The organism is Burkholderia sp. M6-3 (assembly GCF_050858985.1).
Lineage (GTDB): Bacteria > Pseudomonadota > Gammaproteobacteria > Burkholderiales > Burkholderiaceae > Paraburkholderia > Paraburkholderia caledonica.
Map to the genome: position 1 here is coordinate 2911884 of NZ_CP110090.1, position 23085 is coordinate 2934968.

Genomic DNA, 23085 nt, shown 5'->3' on the forward strand with positions numbered 1-23085 from the left:
AACCATGACTGAAGACGTACGAATGGAGCGCGACACGTTCGGTGAAATCGCCGTGCCGAACGCTCATTTGTGGGGCGCGCAGACGCAGCGCTCGCTGCAGAATTTCCGCATTTCCACCGAGAAGCAATCGCCTGAACTGATCACCGCGCTGGCCGTGATCAAGCGCGCCGCCGCCGAGGTGAACCTGGGCCTCGGCGTGCTGGACGAGACGAAGGCGCACGCGATCATGCAGGCGGCCGACGAGATCATCGCAGGCAAGCATCCGGAAGAGTTCCCGCTCGCGGTCTGGCAAACCGGCTCCGGTACGCAAACCAACATGAATCTGAATGAAGTGATCGCGAATCGCGCGAGCGAACTGCTCGGCGGCGAGCGCGGTGAAGCGCGCAAAGTGCATCCGAACGACGACGTGAATCGCGGCCAGTCGTCGAACGACGTCTTCCCGACGGCCATGCACGTGGCCGCCGCGTATGGCATCGTCAAGCATCTACTGCCTGCCCTCAAGACGTTGCGCGACACGCTGGACGGCAAGGCGAAGGCGTTCGCCGGCATCGTCAAGATCGGCCGCACGCACTTGCAGGACGCAACGCCGCTCACGCTCGGTCAGGAGTTCTCGGGCTATGTCGCGCAGCTCGACCATGGCATCCGCCACGTTGAATCAACGTTGCCGCATCTGTACGAGCTCGCGCAGGGCGGCACGGCTGTCGGCACCGGTTTGAATGCGCATCCGCAGTTCGCCGGCAAGGTCGCGGCTGCAATCGCGCAGCTCACCGGCGTGCCGTTCGTTTCCGCGCCCAACAAATTCGAGGTGATGGCCGCAGCCGATGCGCTCGTTTTCGCGCACGGCGCGCTGAAAACGGTGGCCGCAAGCCTGAACAAGATCGCCAACGACATCCGCTGGCTCGCGAGCGGTCCGCGCTGCGGCCTGGGCGAACTGTCGATTCCGGAGAACGAACCGGGCAGCTCGATCATGCCGGGCAAGGTCAATCCCACGCAGTCCGAAGCCTTGACGATGCTGTGCGCGCAAGTGTTCGGCAATGACGTCGCGGTGAACATCGGCGGGGCGAGCGGCAACTTCGAGTTGAACGTGTTCCGGCCCATGATCGCGCACAACGTGCTGCAGTCCATCCGCCTGCTCAGCGACGGCGCTCTGAGTTTCAACGACAACTGCGCAGTCGGCATCGAGCCCAATCGCGAGCGGATCGACGCACTGCTTAACGAATCGCTGATGCTCGTGACGGCGCTGAATCCGCACATCGGCTATGACAAGGCCGCGCAGATCGCGAAGAAGGCGCACAAGGAGGGCACCACGCTGAAGGCCGCGGCGCTCGCGCTCGGGTATGTCACTGAGCAACAGTTCGACGAATGGGTGCGGCCGGGCGATATGGTGGGCCATTCGGCGCCTTGATTGGCGCCTGCCCGCTCCCAACTTGACGCGCCGGGCGACTCGCGGTGAGTCGCCCGGTCTGATTCGATGCGGGTTTTATTCAGACTAGCGTGGACGGGAAAACGGGGCGCTTAAGCGGCAAAGGATCGCCGCCTGAAGTTTTGCCGGCGCCCGAGTGAACGCCCGCAAGCGTCGTTCAAACCTTGCCCTGCGCCACTTCTTCCGGCTTCAGCTCGACGATCGCGTCGAGCGCTTCCTTCACGTCCATCGCGTACTTCGCGAGGCGCTTCTGCTCGTCGGTTTCCGGCACGAACGACGGCACCTGCACCGGGTGTCCGTTTTCATTGACCGCGACCATCACGACGAGACAATCCGTGGTTTGCAGCAACTCCCCGCCCTTCGGGTCGCCAGCCTGCACCGACACATGGATGTGCATGCTGGTGCGCCCTGTCGCCACCACGCGCGCGCGCAATTCGACGAGGTTGCCCACCAGAATCGGTCGACGGAAACGGATATTGCCGACGCTCACCGTCACGCAATAACGCCCCGACCACACCGCCGCGCACGCATACGCGGTTTCGTCGATCCACTTCATCAGCGCGCCGCCGTGCACCTTGCCGCCGAAGTTGACCGAGCTGGGTTCGGCGAGAAAGCGGAACGTGGTTTCGGAACGTTCCAGCGGCGCTGAGAGATGGCTACTCATCTTGACTCCGGTCAATCGGATGCATTGAAAGGAGGCGATTATACGAGCGCAATATTGACAGCGTGGCCACTTATCGGGCGGAAATACGCGCGACGTCGTTGCGCGCAGCCGTTCAGCGCACGTCGTCGCCTGCGCGGGCGGGCGCCTCGCGATGGTTCGCCGACGCAGGCGCGGTCGCGGACATGAACCGTTCACGATACTCGAGTGGGAGAACGCCGAAGCGCCGCACGAACGCGCGCCGCAGGTGCTGCTCGCTGCCGAAACCGCAATCGAGCGCGATGCGCTTCAGCGGCCGGCGCGATTCGGCCAGTGCCTGCGAAGCCGCTTCGAGGCGCAATGCGGAGACGGTTTTCGCCGGCGTGCGCCCGACCTCGTCGACGTAGCGGCGTGCGAAGGTCCGCGGCGTCATCCGCGCGTGTTCGGCGAGTCGCTCGACCGTGAGGTCCTCGCGCAAATGGTCAACCATCCAGCTATGCAAGGCCTCGAACGGCCCTCCCGCCGACGCCTGTGCCGCGAGCGCCGCGCTGAATTGCGACTGCCCGCCGGGCCGCTTCATGAAGACGACGAGGCGCCGCGCGGCTTGCATCGCAACGGCGTGGCCGACGTCTTCTTCGATCAGTGCAAGCGCCAGATCGATGCCAGCCGTCACACCCGCCGACGTCCAGACCACGCGTTCGCCTCCACCTGGTGCTCGGTCCGGGCCCGCGTCGCGGATAAAGATCGGATCGGCATCGACATGAACATTGGGAAAGCGGCGCGCGAGATGCGGCGCATCGCGCCAGTGTGTGGTCGCGCGGCGGCCGTCCAGCAGACCGGCCGCCGCCAGATAGAACGCGCCCGTGCATACCGAGCACACGCGCCGTGCGCGCGGCGCATTGCGCCTGATCCACGCGACGAGTTCCGGCTGCAGCGTGCAATGCTGATCGACCGGAACGCCGGGGACGATCAGCGTGTCGATCGGCTCAGCGTCAAGTGAATCGAGGCATTCAGTCACGACCGGCAGGCCCGGAAAAGTCTGCAAGACGCCACCGTCGATGGAAGCGACCGTCGTGCGATAGGCGACCGGGCGTTTGCATGCCGGTGCGGACGCATCCGTAGGCGTGAGCGGATGTGCGGCCGGGTTCGCCTGCATCGGCGCCCGCACACCGCCATCGCCCGCGCCCTGCGCAGCGGCCATCGTCAGTTCGGCGCGCCAGAAGGCTTCCAGCGGGCCGCACGCATCGAGCAAGACCAGATCGGGTGCGACCGCAAATACGATATGACGCACGCTCATCACGCGCCCCCTCCCGCCGCGCGCCGTCTGGACGACCGCGCATAGGCGAGCGTGGCGAGCGCCGCTGCGGCAAGCAGCGGAAAGATCGCTGCGTTGATCGTCGCCCAGCCGAAGCGCGCCAGTAATTGCCCTGCGAATAGCGAACCGAGCGCGGAGAACGCGAACGTCGTGAATTCGCTGGTGGCCTGCGTCTTCGCGCGTTCCGACGGCCTGTACGACTGCGCGAGCAGCGTGGAGCCGCCCACGAACATGAAATTCCAGCCCACGCCGAGACACGCAAGCGCGGCGTAGAAGTGCGGCAGATCGGTCGAACGCAATGCGAAGACACCGCATAGTGACGAGAGCGCAATGCCCGCGCCGATCACCGGCAGCACGCCGAAACGCTTGATGAGCCGGGCGGAAAACAGAGACGGCGCAAACATGCCGACCAGATGCCACTGGATGATCGACGCGCCGTCGCCGATGCTGTGCCCGCACGCGACCGCCGCGATCGGCGTGGCGGTCATGACGAACATCATTACGGCATAGCCGAGCGCGTTGTTCGCGAGCGCCGCGGCGAAGATCGGCTGCCGCACGATCTCCCCGAGCGGCCGTGCGACGTCGTGGGTACTTACCACGGCCGGCGCAGGCGCCATGTCGCGATAAAGCAGCATCAACAGGACAATCGACGCGAGCGCGAGTCCGGTGACGAGCGCGTAAGAGCCCGCGAACGTCACCGGCGCGAGCCAGTCTTTGCTCCACGCGGCGAGAAGTGGCCCGCAGACGGCCGCGACCACGCCGCCCGTAAGAACCGTCGAAATTGCGCGGCTCTTGGCTTCGAGATGGACGGCGTCGGCGGCGGCGAGCCGGTAGTACTGCGCAAACGCCTGGAATACGCCGACCGTCGCGGTCCCCGCGCAAAACGCCCAGAAGTCGTGATGAAAGATCGCCCACACCGACACAGCGCCGCCCAGCGCGCCGACGCTCGCGCCCAGCACGAAACCCGCGCGACGGCCGATGCGCCCCATCAGAAACGACGCGAAGATCGTCGTAAGCGCCGCAGCCACCGTGATCAGCGAAAAAGGCAGCGTGGCGAGCGCCTTGTCGTCGGCGAGCGTGTAGCCAACGAGGCCGGTCAGCGTGAGATCGATCGACACTGACGAGGTGTACAACGCCTGGCAAACAGCCAGCACACGCGCGTCGCGACGTCCATGCGGGCCGGAGCCGCGCAGGTCCGCGGAAACTGCGGGGGAAGCGGAGCCGGCGGCGGACCCGGCAGTTGAAGCGGCGGCGGATCGAGAAGACGAAGCTGGTGCGGCAGGCGGCATGGATCGGTCCCGGCGGCGAAGGTGGTCGATGTGGCCCGAGCGGCCCTCACTCGCCGTCATGCCTTAAGGCGCCCGACTGGCCTGACTGAGCTGAGCCGGCGAGTACTCACTTGTCGAAAACCACATCGTCACATGACTGCGCGTGGCAGCAATGACAACGATGTATCAGTTTCTGCCAATTCGCTGCTTGCCGAAAGGGGCACTGAGGCGGATGACGCCTTTATTTATGGAAGGTGATGCCTTCGTCGATCGTGCCGTACATGGTGACGCTGCCGGTACCTGCGCCCGATGCCGAGCCGGAGCCGCCCTCAGCACAGGCGCCCAGCACGACAATGCAAACGACGACGGCCAGAACTGTTTTCATGACTGCGTTTCCTGCAAAGACAGGCGTCGATTCTAGCCTGGCGCTCCAGGCGCATGCGCCAGGTTGCAATCCACCGTTCACGCCACGCTGAAACATCGAATGCATTTGCCAGGTAAAGTGGCTGCATCGTACGTTGCGCCCCGCGCATCGGAGACCGACAGAACACGGAGACGCGTCATGCCCGCCAGCCTCGCAGACGAACACAATCATTTTCCCGGCCTGAGCCGCATTGGCGCGCTGCTCGCCGATCCCGGCCGCGCAGCCATGCTGTGGGTGTTGATGGACGGCAGCGCCCGCCCCGCCGGCGAACTGACGATGATCGCGGGACTGTCGCCATCGGCGGCCAGCGCTCATCTCGCGCGCCTGACCGAGGGAGGCCTGCTCGCGCTCGAGGTGCGCGGCCGGCATCGCTATTTCCGCATTGCGTCGGCCGACATCGCGGCGTCCATCGAAGCGCTCGCCAACGTCGCGCAAGTCAGCGCGCCGCAGCGTCCGGTGCCGCGCCCGGTGCGCACGGTGCCGACCGACATGCGCTACGCACGCACCTGCTACGACCATATGGCCGGTGAGTTGTCCGTACGCGTGTTCGAGCGGCTCGTCGGACGAGGACTGCTCGCTTTGAACGGTGCGTCGCTCGAAGCCACACCGGAGGGCGCCGCCCGCTTCTCCGACTGGGGCATCGACCTGTCGGCGCAGCGCAGCCGCCGGCGCCGCTTTGCATGCACGTGCCCGGACTGGAGCGAACGTCGCCCGCACCTCGGTGGCGCGCTCGGGGCGGCGCTGCTCGACTCGTGGGCCGCCCACGGCTGGGTCGAACGCACCGAACGGCCACGGATCTTGCGCATCACGCCCGCCGGACACCGGTATTTCGACGCCTTCCTGGCCGAGTGAGTGACGGCGGGCTCGGAGCCCGACGCAACCTGATAGAGACCTTTTGTTACCAGTCGCCGCGAGGCTTTACAAAAGTGGGCGTCTTGAAACAAACGGCGCGGGTACAGTGGTTCACGGATGCTGCACGTGCATCGTCCGTCGGAGAACAATCATGAGAACCACGCCCTCACCATCGTCAACCCGTCGCACCATCGGCTACTCACTGATCGCCGCGGCCGCCTTCCTGTTCGCCGCGCAGGCCGCGCTCGCGCAGCAAGCCGCGCCGGCGCCGCAGGGCGTCGCTGCGGACAGCGATCCGCCCGGGCGCGTTGCGCGGCTGAACTACATGGCCGGAACCGTGACCACCGAGCCCGCCGGCGCTGCCGACTGGTCGTACGCGCAGATCAACCGGCCGCTCACCACCGGCGACCAGTTGTGGAACGATCAGAACGCGCGTTCCGAGCTGCATATTGGTTCGACCGCCGTGCGTCTCGGCCAGTCGACAAGCCTGGATATCCTCGGTCTCGACGACAACAGCGCGCAGTTGAAGGTTGCGCAAGGGACGTTGTCGGCGCATGTGCGGGAACTGCCGCCGGGGTCGTCGTATGAAATCGACACGCCGAATCTCGCGCTCGGCTTGAACGGTCCGGGCGACTACCGCGTCGATGTCGCGCCGGACGGCAGCAGCACCACCGTCACCGTTCGCAACGGCAATGCGACGATTTACGGCGACGGCGCACAGGTGCCGATCGCGGCCGGCCAGCAGATCCGCTTTGCCGGCACTTCTTTGCAAACGCTCGCCGACAATGGCGCGCCCGGCCCCGACGGCTTCGACCAATGGGCCACGAGCCGCGACGCTGCCGAAAACCGCTCGGTATCGGCGCGCTATGTGTCGCGTGAAATCCCCGGTTATCAGGATCTGGATGCCAACGGTACGTGGCGCAGCAGCCCGCAATACGGCGAGGTATGGGTGCCGCGCGCGACGCCCGCCGGCTGGGCGCCTTACCACGACGGACATTGGGTATGGCAGGCGCCTTGGGGCTGGACCTGGGTCGACGACGCACCGTGGGGCTTCGCGCCGTATCACTACGGCCGCTGGGCCTACGTCGACGACTCCTGGGCATGGGTGCCGGGGCCGGTCGTGGTCAGCGCGCCGCCGGTCTATGCGCCAGCGCTGGTGGCTTTCGTCGGCGGCGATGGCGGAGGCGGCGGCGTCGACTGGGGCGTGAACCTGGCGATTGGCGGTGCGGTGGCCGCGGGCGTCGCGTGGTTCCCACTCGGGCCGGGCGAACGGTGGCATCCGCACTGGGGCGACCACGATCACTGGAGCCCGCGCTACTACGAACGCGTCAATCAGACGACGGTCATCAACAACTACAACCGCAATATCACCAACATCCACAACACGTACGTCAACTACCGGGCGCCGCGCGCTGTGACGGCGGTTCCGGCGACGGCTTTCGTGCATGGACAGCCCGTGGGGCGCTTCGCGCAGAAGGTCGATCCCGCGCAGTGGCGCAATGCGCGGATCAACCCGGGCGCCCCGGGCATCGCGCCGGTGCGCGAGAGTTACGGGCCTGGTCTGCGCAACGCGAATTACCGGCCGCCGGCGGCGGTGATGACGCGTCCAGTCGTCGCGACGCGTAGTCCGTCGATGCCGCCCGCCTACCGCGATGGCCTCGCGCAGCGTTTCGCGCAAAGCGGTGGACGCGTGCCGGGCGCCGGGCAGCCGATCGTTCGGACGTCGGTCCCGGCGCACATGTCGGGTGGGCCCGGTGCGTTGCCGGTGCAGAACGTGCGGGTCGTCCAGTCGCATCTTCCGGGACGAATGCCGGGGGCGGCGCCGGGAGCACCAGTTCTTCAGCCGGGACCGGGAGGACAGGCCGCGCCGGGCGCCACGGGCCAGCCGCAGAAGAACGTGCCGCAGGCTGGGCGCCGGCCGGGTGACGCGCCTGTCGCAGTTCAGCCGGGGCGCGCGGGCGCACAGCCGGAGCGTCCCGGCATGCCCTTGCGGTGGAACGGGCAGCAGGTTGGCGCAGCAGGTGCCCCGCCGAACGGCGTGCCGCGGCCACCGCAGGCGAACGGCGGCAACCCGGGCGTCGCACAACAGCGGGGAGTGGCAGCGCAACCGGCTCGACAACCGGCTCAGCAGCAGGGCCAGTCAGGTGCCGCGGATGGGCGTCAGCAGCCGGCGTGGACGCAGCCGCATATGCCTATGGCCCAGCAAGCGCAGCAGGGTCGCCAGCGAGGCGGTGAAGAGGCGCAGACGCCAAGGCCGGAGTGGTCGCAGCAGCCAGGAGGTCAGCGGAACCCAGCGATGCAGTCACGCGAGGTGCCGCACGCCGTGGGAAATCCGGCGATCGGGCAACAGCCGCATGCGGCGCAAGATCAACGGCAGCCCGCGCAGCACGCCGAAGCGGTCGAGCGGCCGCAGGTCCAACAGCAGCCGCGTCTTGAACCGCGTCCGCAACCACAAGCTCAGCAGGCGCCGCGTCAGGAGTTACATCCGCAGCAAGTGCAGCCGCCGCGTCCTGAACCGCGTCCGCAACCGCAAGCTCAGCAGGCGCCGCGTCAGGAGTTTCATCCGCAGCAAGTGCAGCAGCCGCGCCCTGAGCCGCGTCCGCAACCGCAAGCTCAGCAGGCGCAGCAGCCGCGTCCTGAGCCGCAGCAGCACGGTGAGCAGCGCTCGTCCGGTGGCCACGACGAGCATCACAAGGGCTAAGCGCCTTTCCCCACAAGCAGTCTGTCGTCGGCACAAAACAAAAAGCCTCCGCGATTCGCATCGCGGAGGCTTTTTTGGTCAGGCGCGTCAGACAGCCATGGGCGCCGTGAGGGGCTCGTGATGCCGGTAGCCGACCAGCGAGAAATCCGAAGGCTCGATCTTCTCGAGCCATTCCGGTTCGTACACATGAGTCTTCGCGTAGTCCGGCACGCGCTCGGAAATGACGAGCTTGGGGCTTTCATAGGGCTCGCGCGTGAGCTGCTGCTTCAGCATGTCCAGCTGGTTCTCGTAGATGTGCGCGTCGCCGATGAAGTACGTGAACCACCGCGGCGTGTAGCCCGTCAAGCGTCCCACCAGATGCAGCAGAGCGGCGCCTTCGGTCAGATTGAACGGCGTGCCGAGCCCGACATCGTTGCTGCGGATGTATAGGCACAACGAGATTTCGCGCTTCGCCACGTTCGGCAGGAACTGGTAGAGCAGATGGCAAGCCGGCAAGGCGATCTGATCCAGAACCGCAGGATTCCAGGCATGAAACAGGATCCGCCGGTCCGACGGATTCTGCATGATGGTGTCGAGGCATTGACGCAATTGATCGATCGCCTTGTACAGCAGCACCTTGCGGCTGCCGTTCTCGTCGAATTCAGTGATCACCTGGAAACCGCGCGCGGTCGCATCCGCAAGCTGCGCGGTCGCACTGGCGTCGAGCACCTTGTAGGCCGGCCATTGCCGCCACTGAACGCCGTACACGTCGCCCAGATCGTCGGGGCCCTCGCGATACGGATTGGCAAGCCATTGCGGATTCTGGTTGGCGTTCGCGTCCCACACCTTGCAGCCGAGGTCGCGAAAATCAGCGGCGCTGCGCGACGCGCGCAGGAAACCGACCAGTTCGCCCACGGCCGACTTGAATGCCAGCTTTTTCGTCGTGACCGCCGGGAAACCCTGCTGAAGATCGAAGCGCAACATGGCGCCCGGCATGCTGATGGTACGGATGCCGGTGCGATTCTCCTGCCACGTGCCAGTGTCGAGAATCGTGCGGACGAGGTCCAGGTATTGTTTCATGCGGGTTCCTTCGACGCGGTCCGGAAGCGGTGCGCCGCGAGATTGAGCGGAAAACCCGATTTTACCAAGCGCGGCCGGCGGGCGCCGACCGCTTGCGAGAGACTATGGAAGGAAGGCGGCCTGATGCGACGAACCCCGCGCGAAACCACGGCGAGGCCCACGCGTCGCGGCCCGTCCGGTCTACAGGCCGCTGCGGAGCGGCCAGCTCACAACCGTTGCGTGCGGCCGCATCTCAGAGATGCGGCACCGATGCGGGCAACGTGCCGTGCGGGGACGCCAGCGGCTCGCTTTCCATATGACGCATGCCGTGCGAGCACAGCAGCCGGTACAGCGTGACACGCGAGATACCGAGTTCCTGGGCCGCGTCGCCGAGACGTCCACGATGACGCAACAGTGCAAGCTCGATCGCCTGGCGCTCGGCCGCTTCGCGCGCCTGAGCGAGCGACACCGGCACGATCTCCACATACTCGGCGAGTTCGAGATCGCGCGCCGTGATCGCGCGCCCTTCGGACATCACAATCGCACGACGCACACGGTTGATGAGCTCACGCACGTTGCCCGGCCAGCCGTAGTTGTGCAAAGCGGCGATTGCGTCGGGTGCGAAACCGCGCAGGCGCCGGCTCGCGTCTTTCTTGAAACGCTCCAGCATGTGGCGCGCGAGCAGCTCGATGTCTTTGCCGCGCGCGCGCAGCGGCGGTTCGTCGATTTGCAGCACGCACAGGCGGTGATACAGGTCCGAGCGGAAACGTCCTTCGATCATGGCAGCCGTCATATCCACGTGCGTTGCGGAAATAATCCGCACGTCGACGTCGATCGCGCTATGGCCGCCCAGCCGCTCGACTTTGCGCTCCTGAAGGAAACGCAGCAGGCTCGCCTGACTTTCGAGCGGCAGATCGCCGATTTCGTCGAGGAAAAGCGTGCCGCCGTTGGCCGCTTCCACGCGGCCGATCTTGCGCTGATTCGCACCGGTAAACGCGCCGCGTTCATAGCCGAACAGTTCGGACTGCAGCAGGTGCGGCGGAATCGCGCCGCAGTTGATCGGTACGAACGGCGCGTTGCGTCGCGCCGAGCGTTCGTGAATCGCAACGGCCGTCAGTTCTTTTCCCGTTCCTGACTCGCCCGAGATAAAGACGGGCGCGTCAGTCATCGCGACTTTGCGGATGGAGCGGAACAGCGCCAACATTGCGTCGCACGACCCGACCATTTCGCCTTCGGCGCCCTGCGATGCATCGTTCGAAGCGGGTTCGCCGAGCGAGATCATGCCGTACGCGTGACCGACGGAATCGACGATCCGGTCGCCGGAGTAGGGGACGGTCACATAGTCGAAACAATAGTCGCGTACCAGACGGCGCAGCGCTGCGTCCTGGAGTTGCCCAGGCATGGTCGCGGCGACCCAGCCGACGTTCGGCATGGTCAGGCAGGATTCGAATGCTGCAATTTCATGCGGCTGGAAATGGCTCGATAAATCGAGCAGGCCACCCGCTGCCGAACCGGCGCGTACGGCCCGGCGCGCGTCGCGCGCCGATCCCACCACTTCAACATTCCAGCCACGCTGGTGGAAGCGGGTGTTCAGTTCCGCGCTTGGCTCTCGCGAAACGTAAATCAGTTGCCGCGTTGCGGGTTCCATTATTCAGATCCTCTCGTCAACGAACGTTAAGGATGATGCACGCACCTGAACCGCAATTCAGACACGCTGACACATTCGGGATTCGCAAATAGCAAAAACCGAACGGCCATTCCATTCCGTGCGGACAGCTGATCCCCAGAAAGCGGCGTGTGTGTTTGAGACGGCCCGTTAGCGGGCTTTTTTTAAAATTGAAGCTCTTTCCGAGAGCTTACTATACGCGCGCGGCTTGGAAAACAATTATGCGAATTTAATCCGCCCGCCCTTGCCCAGCAAGGCGTCCACGCCGATAAATAAGTAATCAACTTACGAATTACGAAATGTGGAAGCGCTTTTCTCATACATAGGAACGCAGGTAGATCATACCGTTTCAATCAGTATCTAATAGGTATTTTCTTCTGGCGGGTTCAACCCGCATAGTTTCCTGTGCCACTACTTTATCTGATTGGTGACGGGAACGTTGTTCACCAATGCACCAATGGTTTGCGAGCGGTCCGAGATGTTCGCCAATCGCTATGTATACATAGTCTCACACCACTCAAGGGGTTTTATTGCGCGCGGATTCAGCGATGTCGCAGTGTGCGCCGCATTTTTCGGCCGGTGCCAATGGACGTTGCCGCTCGATGGACCCCGCCAGAGCGGCGGCCGGAGCGTGTGCGTCAGGTAGAATCAGGCAGGTTATGTTCCCTCTTCCATTCGATGACGACGCTCACCCTGATCGTTGCTCGCGCCAATAATGGCGTGATCGGCCGCGACAACCAGTTGCCCTGGCGACTTCCCGAAGACCTCGCGTTTTTCAAGCGGACCACCATGGGCGCGCCCATCATCATGGGCCGCAAAACGCATGAGTCGATCGGCAGGCCGTTGCCGGGACGCCGCAACATTGTCGTGACTCGCGATGTAGGCCGGCGCTTCCAGGGTTGCGACGCGGCCACCACGCTCGACGAAGCACTCAAGCTCGCCGCGCAGGACCAGGCGCCGGAAGCGTTTCTGATCGGCGGTGCCCAGTTGTATGTGGAAGGGCTGCGTCTCGCAGACAAGCTGATCGTCACGGAAATTTCGGCTGATTTCGACGGCGACGCGACGTTCCCGGCGGTCGATCCAAACGAGTGGGAAGAAGTTGCACACGAAACGCATCGCGCGCATGCACCGAACGATTTCGACTACGCGTTCGTCACATACAAGCGCAAAAGCCGGTGACGTGAGGCGCCCCGAGCGCAGTGAAGCGCGCTGACAAAAGCGGAACGAAGCACGCCGAAAAGCAGAACGCCACGCAAACTTGCGTGGCGTTTTCGTCTGTGCCGCTACAACGCTGGGAAACCGCTTATTGTCCGGCGATCGTCATCCGCTCGATCAGCACCGAGCCGGTCTGCTTGGTGCCCCGAGTGATCGTGTCCGCGCCGATCGCTACGACATGGCGGAACATCTCCTGCAAGGTGCTTGCGACGGTGATCTCCTCGACCGGGTACTGGATCTTGCCGTTCTCGACCCAGAAGCCGGACGCGCCGCGCGAATAGTCGCCCGTCACGTAGTTGACACCCTGGCCCATCAGTTCGGTCAGCAGCAGCCCTGTACCGAGCTTCCTCAGCATTTCTTCGAAGTCGTCTTCCGCACGCGTGTTCGAACTGAGCAGCGACAGGTTGTGCGAGCCGCCCGCGTTGCCGGTAGTCTGCATGCCCAGCTTGCGCGCCGAATAGGTCGAGAGGAAATAGCCTTCCACGACGCCGTCTTTCACCACCGAACGCTGCCGCGTGCGCACGCCTTCTTCGTCGAACGGCGCGCTGCCCATGGCGCGCGGCACGTGCGGATCTTCGACGATCTGCACGTGCGGCGCAAACACCGGCTTGCCAAGACTATCGACGAGAAACGACGTCTTGCGATACAGCGCGCCGCCGCTCGTAGCCTGGACGAACGCACCGAGCAGACCCGCGGCGAGCGGTGCTTCGAACAGCACCGGCACCTTGCGCGTGTCGAGGCCACGCGCGCCGATGCGCGCAAGCGCGCGCTGCGCCGCGTAACGACCGACCGCTTCGGGGTCGGCCAGTTGCTCCGCGCTACGCGTAGACGTGTACCAGTCGTCGCGCTGCATGTTGCGGCCGCTGCCGGCAATCGGCGCGCAGGCGATGTAGTGACGAGAGTACGGATAGCCGGCGAGGAAACCGCGCGACGTCGCAAGCACGAACTGCGAGTGCTGCGCCGACACGCTCGCGCCTTCCGAGTTCTTGATTTGCGGATCGGTGGCGAACGCGGCGTCCTCCGCGCGACGGGCGATTTCCACGGCCTCGTCGGCGGACAGATTCCACGGATGGTAGAGATCGAGGTCGCGCGGCTCGGTTTCGAGCAACTCTGCCTCGGCGAGACCCGCACAATCGTCTTCCGCCGTGAAGCGGGCGATGTTGTACGCGGCCGCGACCGTGTCCTTTAGCGCTTGTGACGAGAAGTCGGAAGTACTCGCGTTGCCGCGCTTGTTGCCGATGAACACGGTCACGCCGACCATCTTGTCGCGGTTATGTTCGATCGTCTCGACTTCGCCGCGCCGCACGGAGACGGACAGGCCGTCGCCTTCGGAAATTTCGGTTGCCGCGTCGGTACCGCCGAGCGACTTCGCGTGACGAAGAATGTCCGAGGCGATTTCCTTCAGTTCATCCTGGGTATGCGGAAAAAAGCGCTGCTTGACGTCCATGTCTGCTGCCATTGTCGTTGCCGTCCTGTTCGGGGCCGAACGGCCCTTGGGTGTTCGCACATGCCGCGCTGTTCAGTGCGCCTCATATGCGCTGCTCGTATGCGCGCCAGTCTGCGTTTGCCGTGCGTTCGAGCGCACTAACGCATCCCGCGATCATATCAAGCTAAGCGCTGCAGCACCTGGCATTCGCTGCTCGCTTCCGGCGATGTCGGTCGCCATGCACGGCGGCGCAGCCGGTTCGTCGGGCCTGGCACGCTACAATATCGACATGACACGCAAAACCCGCATTCAACCCATCGAATCCGCCGAGCCGGAAGTCGACGAAAACGGTTACGACCGTCCGAGCAAGTCGCAGCTCAAGCGCGAAATGCACGAGCTGCAGGAACTCGGCTCGGCGCTGATCGCGCTGCCCAAAGACGCGCTCAAGCGCATGCCGATGCCAGAAAAGCTCGACGACGCCGTGCGCGAGGCTCGCCGCATTACGGATCACGAAGGCAAGCGCCGTCAGGTGCAGTACGTCGGGCGCGTGATGCGCTCGTTGCTGGACGAGGAAACCGCCGCGCTGCGCACCGCGCTCGACACTTACAACGGTGTCAACAAGGCGGAAACGGCCAAACTGCACTGGATCGAGCGCACTCGCGAAAAACTGCTCGCCGACGACGCCGCGCTGACCGATTTCATCCGCCAGCATCCGAACGCCGATCCGCAGCAAGGCCGCACGCTGATCCGCAACGCCCGCAAGGAAGCCGAGCAGAACAAGCCGCCGCGTTACTTCCGCGAGTTGTTCCAGTGGATCAAGAACGCGGACGGACCTGCGGCAGCGAGCGATTCCGATGCCGACGACGCCCTGGAAGACGACGATGACGACCGCGACGCCTGACACCAAGCTGAAGCGCAATCACCCCGACGAGATCCTGATCGGCCTCGTGTCGATCAGCGATCGCGCATCCACCGGCGTCTACGAAGACAAAGGCATTCCGGCGTTGCAGGAGTGGCTGGGCGCCGCATTGAGTTCGCCGTGGCAAGTGGTCACGCGCCTCATTCAGGACGACGCGCCGACCATCTCGGCAACGCTCACGGAACTCGTCGACGAAGTCGGCTGCGATCTCGTGCTGACTACCGGCGGCACGGGCCCGTCGCGGCGCGACGTGACGCCTGAAGCCACGCTCGCGGTCGCGACGAAGGAGATGCCGGGATTCGGCGAACAGATGCGGCAGATCAGCCTGAAGTTCGTGCCGACCGCAATCCTGTCGCGCCAGGTCGCGGTGATCCGCGAGACGGCGGATCACGCGGCGCTGATCATCAACCTGCCGGGTCAGCCGAAGTCGATCAAGGAAACGCTGGAAGGCCTGCGCGACGCCGACGGCACGGTGAAAGTGCCCGGCATCTTTGCGGCGGTCCCCTACTGCATCGATCTGATCGGTGGGCCGTATGTGGAGACCAGTGCGGAAGTGGTGAAGGCGTTCCGGCCGAAGAGCGCGGTGCGCGCCCCTCGGCAGGCTTAGCTTATTCCGCGTTGAGGGACGCGTCCGGCGTCGGCGGAATCAGGAAGTGCTCCCGGTAGTACTTCAGTTCATCGATCGACTCGTGAATGTCGGCGAGCGCCGTGTGCAGCGCACGCTTCTGAAAACCTTTGTAGATTGCCGGCTGCCAGCGTCGGCACAGCTCCTTGAGCGTGCTGACGTCGAGATTGCGGTAGTGGAAGAAGCTTTCCAGGTCCGGCATCCAGCGCGCCATGAAGCGGCGGTCCTGGCAGATCGAGTTCCCGCACATCGGCGACTTGCCGGGTGGCACATGTGTGCTGAGAAAATTGCGAATCTGTTCAGTGGCATCGGCTTCGCTCACCGTAGATGCCTTCACGCGGTCGATCAGTCCCGACCGGCCGTGTGTGTTCTGATTCCACTGGTCCATCCTGGCGAGCGTCTCGTCGCTCTGATGAATCGCCAGAACCGGCCCCTCGACCATTCTGTCGAGTGTCGAATTCGTCACCACCACCGCAATTTCGATGATGCGGTCCGAATCCGGGTCGAGTCCGGTCATTTCCATGTCCAGCCAGATGAGATTCATGTCGCTGCGCACGAGTGGCAGCCGTTGCGCGGATTCGGGAGTGTCGGTCATGAAGGCAGTCCTGATGGCCGGGCAGGAAGCTTGCGGGAAGCCCCGTTGCGGCGGCGGTTGGTCGTTTGAGATGGTTTGAGCATGTCCCCGCTGCGACGCGGGAAGAAACATATAATTCTCGCATAGATACCACGGAATCCACGGATGCCTACCCTGTACTTCACCGTTCTGTTCGTCGTCGCCGTCGTGGCGATGGTCGGCACCAAACTCTGGCTCGCGTCGCGGCAGATCCGCTTCGTCGCCAGCCATCGCGAGCAGGTACCGAGCCAGTTTGCCGGCACTATCGCGCTGAGTGCGCACCAGCGCGCCGCCGACTACACCGTCGAGCGCACGCGTCTCACGATGATCGAGATCGTCGTCGGCGCCGCCGTACTGATCGGCCTGACACTGCTCGGCGGCGTGCAGGCACTCGATCTGGCGATTACGGACTGGCTCGGCCGCGGCTACGTCGGGCAGATCGCACTGGTCGCGGCCGTGATCGCGATTACCAGCGCGATCGACCTGCCGTTCGATTACTTCCGGCAGTTCGTCATCGAGCAACGCTTCGGCTTCAACCGGATGAGCAAGCGCATTTTTATCGTCGACCGGTTGAAGGGCGTGTTGCTCGGCGCCGCGTTCGGTCTGCCGTTGCTGTTTGTCGTACTGTGGCTGATGAACCAGGCGGGCAGCTTCTGGTGGCTGTGGACATGGATCGTCTGGGTCGCCTTCCAGATGCTCGTGCTAGTGCTGTACCCGTCGTTTATCGCACCGCTTTTCAACAAATTCGAACCGCTCAAGGACGAAGCGCTGAAAAGCCGCATCGAGGCGCTGATGAAACGCTGCGGCTTCGCGGCCAAAGGGCTCTTCGTGATGGACGGCAGCCGCCGCTCCGCGCACGGCAACGCGTATTTCACCGGCTTCGGCGCAGCCAAGCGGATCGTGTTCTTCGACACGCTGCTTGCGCGCCTGTCGGGCAGCGAGATTGAAGCCGTGCTCGCGCACGAACTCGGCCACTTCAAGCGCCGTCACGTGATCAAGCGGATGCTGGTCACGTTCGCGCTCAGCCTCGTCATGCTCGCCTTGCTCGGCTGGCTCACGCAGTGCGTGTGGTTTTACGAAGGGCTGGGCGTGCGGCCGTCGCTAGTCGGCGGTAATAGCGGACTCGCGCTCGTGCTGTTCTTCCTTGCACTGCCTGTGTTCGTGTTCTTCGTGACGCCGCTCGGCAGTCTCACGTCGCGCAAGCATGAGTTCGAGGCCGATGCATTCGCCGCCACGCAAACTCACGCGCAAGACCTCGTCAACGCCCTCGTCAAGCTGTATGAAGACAATGCGTCCACGCTGACGCCCGATCCGCTCTACACCGCGTTCTATTACTCGCATCCGCCTGCGTCGCAGCGGATCGACCGACTGTTGCGCCACGCATGAGCGGCCGCCCTCAGAAAGCGCCGCGCGCGCCGTCCAGCACGCGCGTAGGCGGCCTCGTGGTGGCCGCGCATGGCCGCCATTATCTGGTCGCGCCCGAAGACGGCGGCCCGATGCTCCAATGCTTCCCACGCGGCAAGCGCAGCGAAGTCGCAGTAGGCGACCGCGTGATCTACGAGCCCACTTCCGCCGACCAGGGCGTGATCGTCGAAATCGGCGAGCGGCGCAATCTGCTCTATCGTTCGGATCAGTACAAGTCGAAGTTGTTCGCCGCGAATCTCGACCAGTTGCTGATCGTGCTCGCGACAGAGCCGCATTTCAGCGAAGACCTGCTCGGCCGGGCGCTCGTCGCAGCGGAAGCTAACGAACTGAAGCCGTTGATCGTGCTGAACAAGATCGACGTGACCGATGCGCTCGAAGGCGCTCGCAAACGGCTGGAGCCGTATCGCGCGCTCGGCTACACGGTCGTGGAAGTGTCGATCAAGGCCCAACCCGAGGCCGCTCGCACCGCGTTGATCGAACACTTGCGCGGCCATTCGACGCTGTTGCTCGGCCAGTCCGGCATGGGCAAGTCCACGCTCGTGAATCTGCTGATTCCGGACGCCGAAGTCGCCACGCGCGAGATCTCGACGGCGTTGAACAGCGGCCGCCATACGACGACGTTCACGCGTCTCTATCCGTTGCCGAACTTCGCCCGTAATGACAAAACGGACATAGCGTACACAGCGGACACCACGGACATCGTGCACGACACTCGCAGCGTGGATGGCGAAGGCGGCGCACTGATCGACTCGCCGGGCTTCCAGGAATTCGGCCTGCATCATTTGACCGAAGGCCGGCTCGAACGCGCGTTTCCGGAGTTCCGGCCGCTCTTGCCCAATTGCCGGTTCTACAACTGCCATCACCTGCAAGAGCCGGGCTGCGCAATCCTCGAGGCGGTTGCTGATGGCCGTATCCGCCGCGAACGACATGCGCTGTACGCGCAACTCGTGCACGAAGCCAGTCAAGTCGTTCGCTGACATGAGGCTGATGCGCGCGCCAAACCTGATCATCGGACAGCATTGGGTCAATGTGCTGGCCGCGGCCGGCATTCCGTGCGAGTTGCACAACCGCTATCTGAACGGCGCGCTCGGCGATATTCCTGCCGATCAATGCGCCCCTGAGCTATGGCTCGTCGACGACCGCGACGAGGCCGTGGCGCGGCGCTTGATCGATGCCGCGTCGCAAGGTCCAGCGGCCGGGGCGCCTGGCTGGCAGTGCCGCCAGTGCGGTGAGAGGCTCGAAGCGCAATTCACTGTGTGCTGGCAGTGCGGTACGGCGCGCGATCCGTTGGACGGGTGATTCGCGCCTCCACAGTATGGACATGAGCTGATGCGCTTGATGCGCTTCATCCGATGCTGTTCAGACTGACGCGGCGTGGTCGATGTTCTGCCTCAGCGGACTACAGTTCTCAAAGCGCCCTGAGCCCGGAGAAGGACGTAAAAAAAGCCGGGGTAACCCGGCTTTTTTTGTTCGCATGCGTGTGTGATCAAGCGAGCCACACGGCGATTGTCAGCATGAGCAACAGGATCATCCACAGCACGACTGCGCGCCACACCAGCCCGACGGCCGATTGGAGCGTGCGCGGCGTGCAATCGTCGCCGACTTGCATGGGACCGCCGTCGCCGGTGGCGAGCGCGTCGAGACTCGACGGCTCTGCGAGCGGCCCGCTCAGACGTGCGCCAAGCGCGCCACTGCCGGCGGCCAGCAACACGCCGTCGTTCGCATCCGGCCACTGACGCGCATGGTTACGCCATGCATAGATCGCGTCTTCGAAATTTCCGACAATCGCAAAGCCCAGCGACGTAAGCCGCGCCGGCACCCAGTCGATCACGAAAAATGCGCGCTGCGCGAAACTTGAAAACGCGATGGTACGGTCGTCGACCGGACGGGCCCACGTACGCGACAAATATTCGGCGATGCGATACAGCACCGCGCCCGCCGGCCCGACCGGAATCAGGAACCAGAAGAACACGCCGAAAACGTGGCGATGCGACGCGACGACTGCGTGAATCAGCGTATGGCGCACGATCTCGCTGACCGGCATGTCGAGCGTGTCGAGACCGGTCCATTCGTTCAGAATTTCACGGGCGCGCGGCACATCGTCGTTGTTGAGCGCGAGATGAATGTCCGTAAAGTAATGGCTGAACTGGCGGAAGCCCAGCGTGAAGTACAGCACCGCGACGTTCCACAGGAACGCCAGCGCGAAATGGATGTTGTACAGAACGTAGTAGACGAGCGCGACGACGAGCGTCCACGGAACCACTACGACGAGCCACGCAAGAAGGCCGTGCTTGGGCTTGCCCGCATCGAATCCGTGCGCCGCCGACTCCGCATGGTATTGAAGCAGCGCGGATACCGGATTGTTCGGCGACAGTGCGCGCACCTGTTCAATGATCAGAGCCAGCAATACGGAAAAAAAAGTCATGCGATGCGCCGTGCTTTTCGAGTTTTACGATTGTTTCATAACGATAGCACAGGGTCGGATGCCACTGAGCGAGGTCGTTGCCAAACATCCGGCGACCGTGCGCGTCACCTCACCTTAAGCCGTTAGAAAGCGATAGAAATTGCGCAGCATGGCGGCCGTCGCGCCCCAGATGAAATAGTGGCTACCCGTGCCGTCGTCTCTTTCAGCCGCTTCCAATGACGCGCCGCGCGGGTACGGCATAGCGAAGAATCGCCGTTCGCCTCCTTCGTATCGGAACACGCGTTCTTCGTGATGCGCCGGGTTCATCAGAAATGCGAGCGGCACTTCGAATACTTCTGCGACCTCAAGCGCGTCCGCTTTCAATGCGAACGGCGGATGCACGAGGCCGATTACCGGCGTCACGCGGAAGCCCGTGCCCGTCAAATAGTCGGGCAGCGCGCCAAGCACTTCGACGCGCGACGGCGCCAAGCCCACTTCCTCCTGCGCTTCGCGCAAAGCAGTAGCTGTGGCGTCTGCGTCGAACGGTTCCTGCCGGCCACCGGGGAAGCTGACCTGGCCTGCGTGATCGTTAAGATGGTCGGCACGCTGCGTGAGCAGCACCGTCAGGCCATTTGCGCGGATTACGAGCGGGACCAGTACAGAGGCGACACGCGGATCGCCCTGTGTATTGCGCCACGGCGTCTCGACGATCGGCTCGGGTGTCCAGCAAAGATGCTGCTTGAAACGGCGGCGCAGGCCGTCGGGCGTAAGACGCTCGGCGTGCACTGGCGGCAAGTGGGCGCCGGTCGCTTCGACAGGCAGAGTTTCAGGTTCAAAGGCGGGGCGGATCAACGGATCTCTCGAGTGAGCGGTAGAGGCGATGCCGCTATTTTGACCTGGCAAACAAAAAAGCACCCGCGAGGGGTGCTTTTTCTTACAGCATTTACGCTTGGGAAGCAGCGCGGTCTTTCGAGACCAGCTTTTCCTTGATTCGAGCCGACTTGCCCGAACGGTCGCGCAGGTAGTACAGCTTCGCACGACGCACATCGCCACGACGCTTCACGACGATGCTTGCCAGCAGCGGCGAGTACGTCTGGAACGTACGCTCGACGCCTTCGCCCGACGAAATCTTACGGACGATGAACGACGAATTCAGACCACGGTTACGCTTGGCGATCACGACGCCTTCGTAAGCCTGAACACGCTTACGCGTACCTTCAACCACGTTCACGCTGACAATCACCGTATCGCCAGGGGCGAATTCGGGAATGGTCTTTTCGCCGAGGGCGCGCGCAATTTCTTCCTGCTCGAGTTTTGCAATCAGATTCATCACTGACTCCTAAGTCCATCTTGTCGGCGTTCGTACCTGCCTCGCATGAAAATGCCCGGCTACGGCCCCGATAGAGGATGGGTTCACATCAGGCGCCGTACACGCATGTGCGGCGCCGCCTGGTGTCCGCTCAAAAGACCGAAGCTTTACGCCTTCGGCTCTTTCTTCGCGAGACTTGCAAGCCATGCCTCGTCGGCACGGCTCAACATCTTGTTTTTTCTAGCCTTGACGATCAGGTCAGGCCGCTTGCGCAACGTGTTTCGCAAGGCCTCGCGTCGACGCCACGCTTCGATCTCCGCGTGATGGCCGCCAAGCAACACATCAGGCACGCGCACACCTTGATATTCCTCGGGGCGCGTGTAGTGCGGACAATCGAGCAGCACGTCGACAAAACTGTCCTGCACCGCCGACTGCGAATCATTGAGCACGCCCGGTAGCTGGCGCACGACCGCATCCATCAAGGCCATGGCGGGCAACTCTCCGCCCGACAGCACGAAGTCGCCAAGACTGACTTCTTCGTCTACAACGCGGTCGAGCAAACGCTGATCGATCGCTTCGTAACGCCCGCACAGCAAGATTAGCCCCGGCTGCGCGGCGAACTTCATGACACGCTCGTGATTCAACGTGGCGCCTTGCGGCGACATCATCACAACGCGCGGCGCACCGATGCCCTGCTCCGCCTGCGCCGTCCTGGCTGCGCCAATCGCATCTTCCAGCGGCTTGGCCAGCATGACCATGCCGGGGCCGCCGCCGTATGGGCGATCGTCGATTGTGCGGTAGTTGTCGGTTGTGAAATCACGCGGATTCCACGTGCGCAACCCATAGCGCTCCTGCTTTGCTGCCCGGCTGGTTATACCCCAGTCGGTCAGCGCACGAAACATTTCGGGAAAGAGCGTGACGACATCGAACTGCATCGCTCTCTCCGTTTTAGCGAACTCGATTTGCTGAACTGTCAATAATCGGCTTCCCAGTCGACGATGATCTGCTTTGCCGCCTGGTCCACCGTTTTGACGAACACACCGACGAACGGGATCAAACGCTCGGCGGTGACCGGCTTGCCGATTTTGTCGGCTGCCGCATATTCGACGCGCAAAACCGAATGCGCGCCGTTGTCGATCATGTCTGCCACCTTGCCCAGGTTGACGCCGGCAAGGTTCACCACATCCAGGCCGAGCAGGTCGACCCAGTAGAATTCGTCGGCTTCCAGCGCCGGAAATTCGCTGCGGCTGATATAGACGCGAGAGCCGCGAAGTGACAACGCCGCATCACGGTCAGTGACGCCGCCCAGATGGGCCACCACACTGTCGCTATGCGTTTTCGCCTGCAATGACGGCGCCGACTTCCGCTCGCGGCCTTTCATCAGCCACCAGCGCTTTGCACTGAGCAAAGCGTCGCCGCCATGGCCGGCATCCGCATGAGCGGCCACCTTGACCCAGCCTTTGAGGCCGTATGCGTCGACGATTGCGCCGACCTCGACCGCGTCGGCCGGCCAACTCTCCGCCGTTTCCGCGCGCATTGCTGCTGCCTCGGAACCGGCGTTTGCAACATTGGCTTTCGTCTTGCCTTCGGCCCGTTCGACCGGCTTGCGGACGAATGCACCGAATGGCGCCTGACCAGACGTCTTCGCACGTGAGTTCGCACCTTTCGGCGGCTCTTTGGCCTTTACGCGACCTGAACTGCCGGATTCACGCTCGGACATGATTGAGCCTCACTACGAACTTCGACGCCTGCTTCGGCAAAAAATCTTGCGTATCGGACTGCTCATGCAAGTTGCGCGAGCCGCCGGCCAAACCGACGACGA

The 23085-nt window shown here is 63.8% G+C and carries 22 protein-coding genes; 9 read left to right on the top strand and 13 right to left on the bottom strand.

Annotated features, from left to right (window positions below):
• Window positions 1–4 precede the first annotated feature (4 nt).
• Complete coding sequence (fumC, locus tag OH764_RS12505; RefSeq protein ID WP_498847015.1) at window positions 5–1405, top strand: class II fumarate hydratase; 1401 nt, start codon at window positions 5–7, stop codon at window positions 1403–1405.
• Between the two features lie 175 nt (window positions 1406–1580).
• Here the strand turns inward: fumC and OH764_RS12510 are convergent, their stop codons facing one another.
• The 4 genes from OH764_RS12510 to OH764_RS12525 form a co-directional block, all read right to left on the bottom strand.
• The gene (locus tag OH764_RS12510) at window positions 1581–2087 is read right to left on the bottom strand and encodes an acyl-CoA thioesterase (RefSeq protein WP_020069353.1); all 507 of its coding nucleotides are present in this window, start codon (window positions 2085–2087) and stop codon (window positions 1581–1583) included.
• 112 nt (window positions 2088–2199) lie between these two features.
• On the bottom strand, window positions 2200–3360 hold the full coding sequence (locus tag OH764_RS12515; protein ID WP_498847016.1) for a GlxA family transcriptional regulator: 1161 nt from the start codon (window positions 3358–3360) through the stop codon (window positions 2200–2202).
• Entirely contained in the window at window positions 3360–4667 is a 1308-nt protein-coding gene (locus tag OH764_RS12520; RefSeq protein WP_498847017.1) for an MFS transporter, read from the bottom strand. The genes OH764_RS12515 and OH764_RS12520 overlap by 1 nt, the downstream gene beginning before the upstream one ends.
• Before the next feature lie 220 nt (window positions 4668–4887).
• The gene (locus OH764_RS12525; protein WP_498847018.1) at window positions 4888–5031 is read right to left on the bottom strand and encodes a hypothetical protein; all 144 of its coding nucleotides are present in this window, start codon (window positions 5029–5031) and stop codon (window positions 4888–4890) included.
• A 177-nt stretch (window positions 5032–5208) separates the two neighbouring features.
• On the opposite strand from OH764_RS12525, the gene OH764_RS12530 reads away from it, so the two are divergent.
• Together OH764_RS12530 and OH764_RS12535 are read left to right on the top strand one after the other, a co-directional pair.
• Complete coding sequence (locus OH764_RS12530) at window positions 5209–5922, top strand: ArsR/SmtB family transcription factor (RefSeq protein WP_498847019.1); 714 nt, start codon at window positions 5209–5211, stop codon at window positions 5920–5922.
• Between the two features lie 151 nt (window positions 5923–6073).
• The gene (locus OH764_RS12535) at window positions 6074–8623 is read left to right on the top strand and encodes a DUF6600 domain-containing protein (RefSeq protein WP_498847020.1); all 2550 of its coding nucleotides are present in this window, start codon (window positions 6074–6076) and stop codon (window positions 8621–8623) included.
• Between the two features lie 87 nt (window positions 8624–8710).
• Here OH764_RS12535 and OH764_RS12540 read toward each other — a convergent pair whose 3' ends face one another.
• Both OH764_RS12540 and OH764_RS12545 read right to left on the bottom strand, forming a co-directional pair.
• On the bottom strand, window positions 8711–9682 hold the full coding sequence (locus tag OH764_RS12540) for a thymidylate synthase (RefSeq protein ID WP_214877451.1): 972 nt from the start codon (window positions 9680–9682) through the stop codon (window positions 8711–8713).
• A gap of 232 nt (window positions 9683–9914) precedes the next feature.
• Window positions 9915–11309, bottom strand: a complete 1395-nt coding sequence (locus OH764_RS12545; protein WP_020069346.1) for a sigma-54 dependent transcriptional regulator — start codon at window positions 11307–11309, stop codon at window positions 9915–9917.
• Window positions 11310–12005: 696 nt separating this feature from the next.
• Here OH764_RS12545 and OH764_RS12550 point away from each other — a divergent pair.
• A complete protein-coding gene (locus OH764_RS12550) occupies window positions 12006–12506 on the top strand; it encodes a dihydrofolate reductase (RefSeq protein WP_498847021.1) in 501 nt (166 codons plus the stop codon).
• A 124-nt stretch (window positions 12507–12630) separates the two neighbouring features.
• Here the strand turns inward: OH764_RS12550 and pmbA are convergent, their stop codons facing one another.
• Window positions 12631–14001, bottom strand: a complete 1371-nt coding sequence (pmbA, locus tag OH764_RS12555) for a metalloprotease PmbA (protein WP_020069344.1) — start codon at window positions 13999–14001, stop codon at window positions 12631–12633.
• Between the two features lie 256 nt (window positions 14002–14257).
• Between pmbA and yjgA the strand changes: the two genes are divergently transcribed.
• Complete coding sequence (gene yjgA / locus OH764_RS12560; RefSeq protein ID WP_088173629.1) at window positions 14258–14869, top strand: ribosome biogenesis factor YjgA; 612 nt, start codon at window positions 14258–14260, stop codon at window positions 14867–14869.
• On the top strand, window positions 14850–15494 hold the full coding sequence (gene mog, locus OH764_RS12565) for a molybdopterin adenylyltransferase (RefSeq protein ID WP_498847022.1): 645 nt from the start codon (window positions 14850–14852) through the stop codon (window positions 15492–15494). Before yjgA ends, mog begins: the two co-directional genes overlap by 20 nt.
• Before the next feature lies 1 nt (window position 15495).
• Here the strand turns inward: mog and orn are convergent, their stop codons facing one another.
• A complete protein-coding gene (orn, locus tag OH764_RS12570) occupies window positions 15496–16107 on the bottom strand; it encodes an oligoribonuclease (RefSeq protein WP_498847023.1) in 612 nt (203 codons plus the stop codon).
• 144 nt (window positions 16108–16251) lie between these two features.
• On the opposite strand from orn, the gene OH764_RS12575 reads away from it, so the two are divergent.
• Genes OH764_RS12575 through OH764_RS12585 form a run of 3 tightly spaced genes read left to right on the top strand, consistent with a single transcriptional unit; the run spans window position 16252 to window position 18849 of the window.
• Window positions 16252–17511: a M48 family metallopeptidase gene (locus OH764_RS12575; protein WP_498847024.1), complete on the top strand. Its 1260-nt coding sequence runs from the start codon at window positions 16252–16254 to the stop codon at window positions 17509–17511.
• Complete coding sequence (rsgA, locus tag OH764_RS12580; protein WP_498847025.1) at window positions 17508–18527, top strand: ribosome small subunit-dependent GTPase A; 1020 nt, start codon at window positions 17508–17510, stop codon at window positions 18525–18527. The genes OH764_RS12575 and rsgA overlap by 4 nt, the downstream gene beginning before the upstream one ends.
• A 1-nt stretch (window position 18528) precedes the next feature.
• Entirely contained in the window at window positions 18529–18849 is a 321-nt protein-coding gene (locus tag OH764_RS12585; protein ID WP_087752516.1) for a putative signal transducing protein, read from the top strand.
• Window positions 18850–19036: 187 nt separating this feature from the next.
• On the opposite strand, the gene OH764_RS12590 is transcribed toward OH764_RS12585, so the two are convergent.
• The 5 genes from OH764_RS12590 to rimM form a co-directional block, all read right to left on the bottom strand.
• Window positions 19037–19975, bottom strand: coding sequence for a CobD/CbiB family protein (locus OH764_RS12590; RefSeq protein WP_020069336.1), 939 nt, complete (start codon window positions 19973–19975; stop codon window positions 19037–19039).
• Window positions 19976–20089: 114 nt separating this feature from the next.
• A complete protein-coding gene (locus OH764_RS12595) occupies window positions 20090–20806 on the bottom strand; it encodes a CoA pyrophosphatase (protein ID WP_027776443.1) in 717 nt (238 codons plus the stop codon).
• 91 nt (window positions 20807–20897) lie between these two features.
• Window positions 20898–21284 (bottom strand): 50S ribosomal protein L19, encoded by a 387-nt coding sequence (rplS, locus tag OH764_RS12600; RefSeq protein WP_020069334.1) that lies wholly within the window; start codon window positions 21282–21284, stop codon window positions 20898–20900.
• Between the two features lie 146 nt (window positions 21285–21430).
• A complete protein-coding gene (gene trmD / locus OH764_RS12605) occupies window positions 21431–22198 on the bottom strand; it encodes a tRNA (guanine(37)-N(1))-methyltransferase (RefSeq protein WP_498847026.1) in 768 nt (255 codons plus the stop codon).
• Between the two features lie 38 nt (window positions 22199–22236).
• Window positions 22237–22983, bottom strand: a complete 747-nt coding sequence (rimM, locus tag OH764_RS12610; protein ID WP_498847027.1) for a ribosome maturation factor RimM — start codon at window positions 22981–22983, stop codon at window positions 22237–22239.
• Window positions 22984–23085: the final 102 nt, after the last annotated feature.

What these genes read in the sequence shown, in the direction of transcription:
- fumC (WP_498847015.1), top strand. Translation starts at nt 5, where the DNA reads ATGACTGAAGACGTACGAATGGAGCGCGACACGTTCGGTGAAATCGCC.
- OH764_RS12510 (WP_020069353.1), bottom strand. Translation starts at nt 2,087, where the DNA reads ATGAGTAGCCATCTCTCAGCGCCGCTGGAACGTTCCGAAACCACGTTC.
- OH764_RS12515 (WP_498847016.1), bottom strand. Translation starts at nt 3,360, where the DNA reads ATGAGCGTGCGTCATATCGTATTTGCGGTCGCACCCGATCTGGTCTTG.
- OH764_RS12520 (WP_498847017.1), bottom strand. Translation starts at nt 4,667, where the DNA reads ATGCCGCCTGCCGCACCAGCTTCGTCTTCTCGATCCGCCGCCGCTTCA.
- OH764_RS12525 (WP_498847018.1), bottom strand. Translation starts at nt 5,031, where the DNA reads ATGAAAACAGTTCTGGCCGTCGTCGTTTGCATTGTCGTGCTGGGCGCC.
- OH764_RS12530 (WP_498847019.1), top strand. Translation starts at nt 5,209, where the DNA reads ATGCCCGCCAGCCTCGCAGACGAACACAATCATTTTCCCGGCCTGAGC.
- OH764_RS12535 (WP_498847020.1), top strand. Translation starts at nt 6,074, where the DNA reads ATGAGAACCACGCCCTCACCATCGTCAACCCGTCGCACCATCGGCTAC.
- OH764_RS12540 (WP_214877451.1), bottom strand. Translation starts at nt 9,682, where the DNA reads ATGAAACAATACCTGGACCTCGTCCGCACGATTCTCGACACTGGCACG.
- OH764_RS12545 (WP_020069346.1), bottom strand. Translation starts at nt 11,309, where the DNA reads ATGGAACCCGCAACGCGGCAACTGATTTACGTTTCGCGAGAGCCAAGC.
- OH764_RS12550 (WP_498847021.1), top strand. Translation starts at nt 12,006, where the DNA reads ATGACGACGCTCACCCTGATCGTTGCTCGCGCCAATAATGGCGTGATC.
- pmbA (WP_020069344.1), bottom strand. Translation starts at nt 14,001, where the DNA reads ATGGCAGCAGACATGGACGTCAAGCAGCGCTTTTTTCCGCATACCCAG.
- yjgA (WP_088173629.1), top strand. Translation starts at nt 14,258, where the DNA reads ATGACACGCAAAACCCGCATTCAACCCATCGAATCCGCCGAGCCGGAA.
- mog (WP_498847022.1), top strand. Translation starts at nt 14,850, where the DNA reads ATGACGACCGCGACGCCTGACACCAAGCTGAAGCGCAATCACCCCGAC.
- orn (WP_498847023.1), bottom strand. Translation starts at nt 16,107, where the DNA reads ATGACCGACACTCCCGAATCCGCGCAACGGCTGCCACTCGTGCGCAGC.
- OH764_RS12575 (WP_498847024.1), top strand. Translation starts at nt 16,252, where the DNA reads ATGCCTACCCTGTACTTCACCGTTCTGTTCGTCGTCGCCGTCGTGGCG.
- rsgA (WP_498847025.1), top strand. Translation starts at nt 17,508, where the DNA reads ATGAGCGGCCGCCCTCAGAAAGCGCCGCGCGCGCCGTCCAGCACGCGC.
- OH764_RS12585 (WP_087752516.1), top strand. Translation starts at nt 18,529, where the DNA reads ATGAGGCTGATGCGCGCGCCAAACCTGATCATCGGACAGCATTGGGTC.
- OH764_RS12590 (WP_020069336.1), bottom strand. Translation starts at nt 19,975, where the DNA reads ATGACTTTTTTTTCCGTATTGCTGGCTCTGATCATTGAACAGGTGCGC.
- rplS (WP_020069334.1), bottom strand. Translation starts at nt 21,284, where the DNA reads ATGAATCTGATTGCAAAACTCGAGCAGGAAGAAATTGCGCGCGCCCTC.
- trmD (WP_498847026.1), bottom strand. Translation starts at nt 22,198, where the DNA reads ATGCAGTTCGATGTCGTCACGCTCTTTCCCGAAATGTTTCGTGCGCTG.
- rimM (WP_498847027.1), bottom strand. Translation starts at nt 22,983, where the DNA reads ATGTCCGAGCGTGAATCCGGCAGTTCAGGTCGCGTAAAGGCCAAAGAG.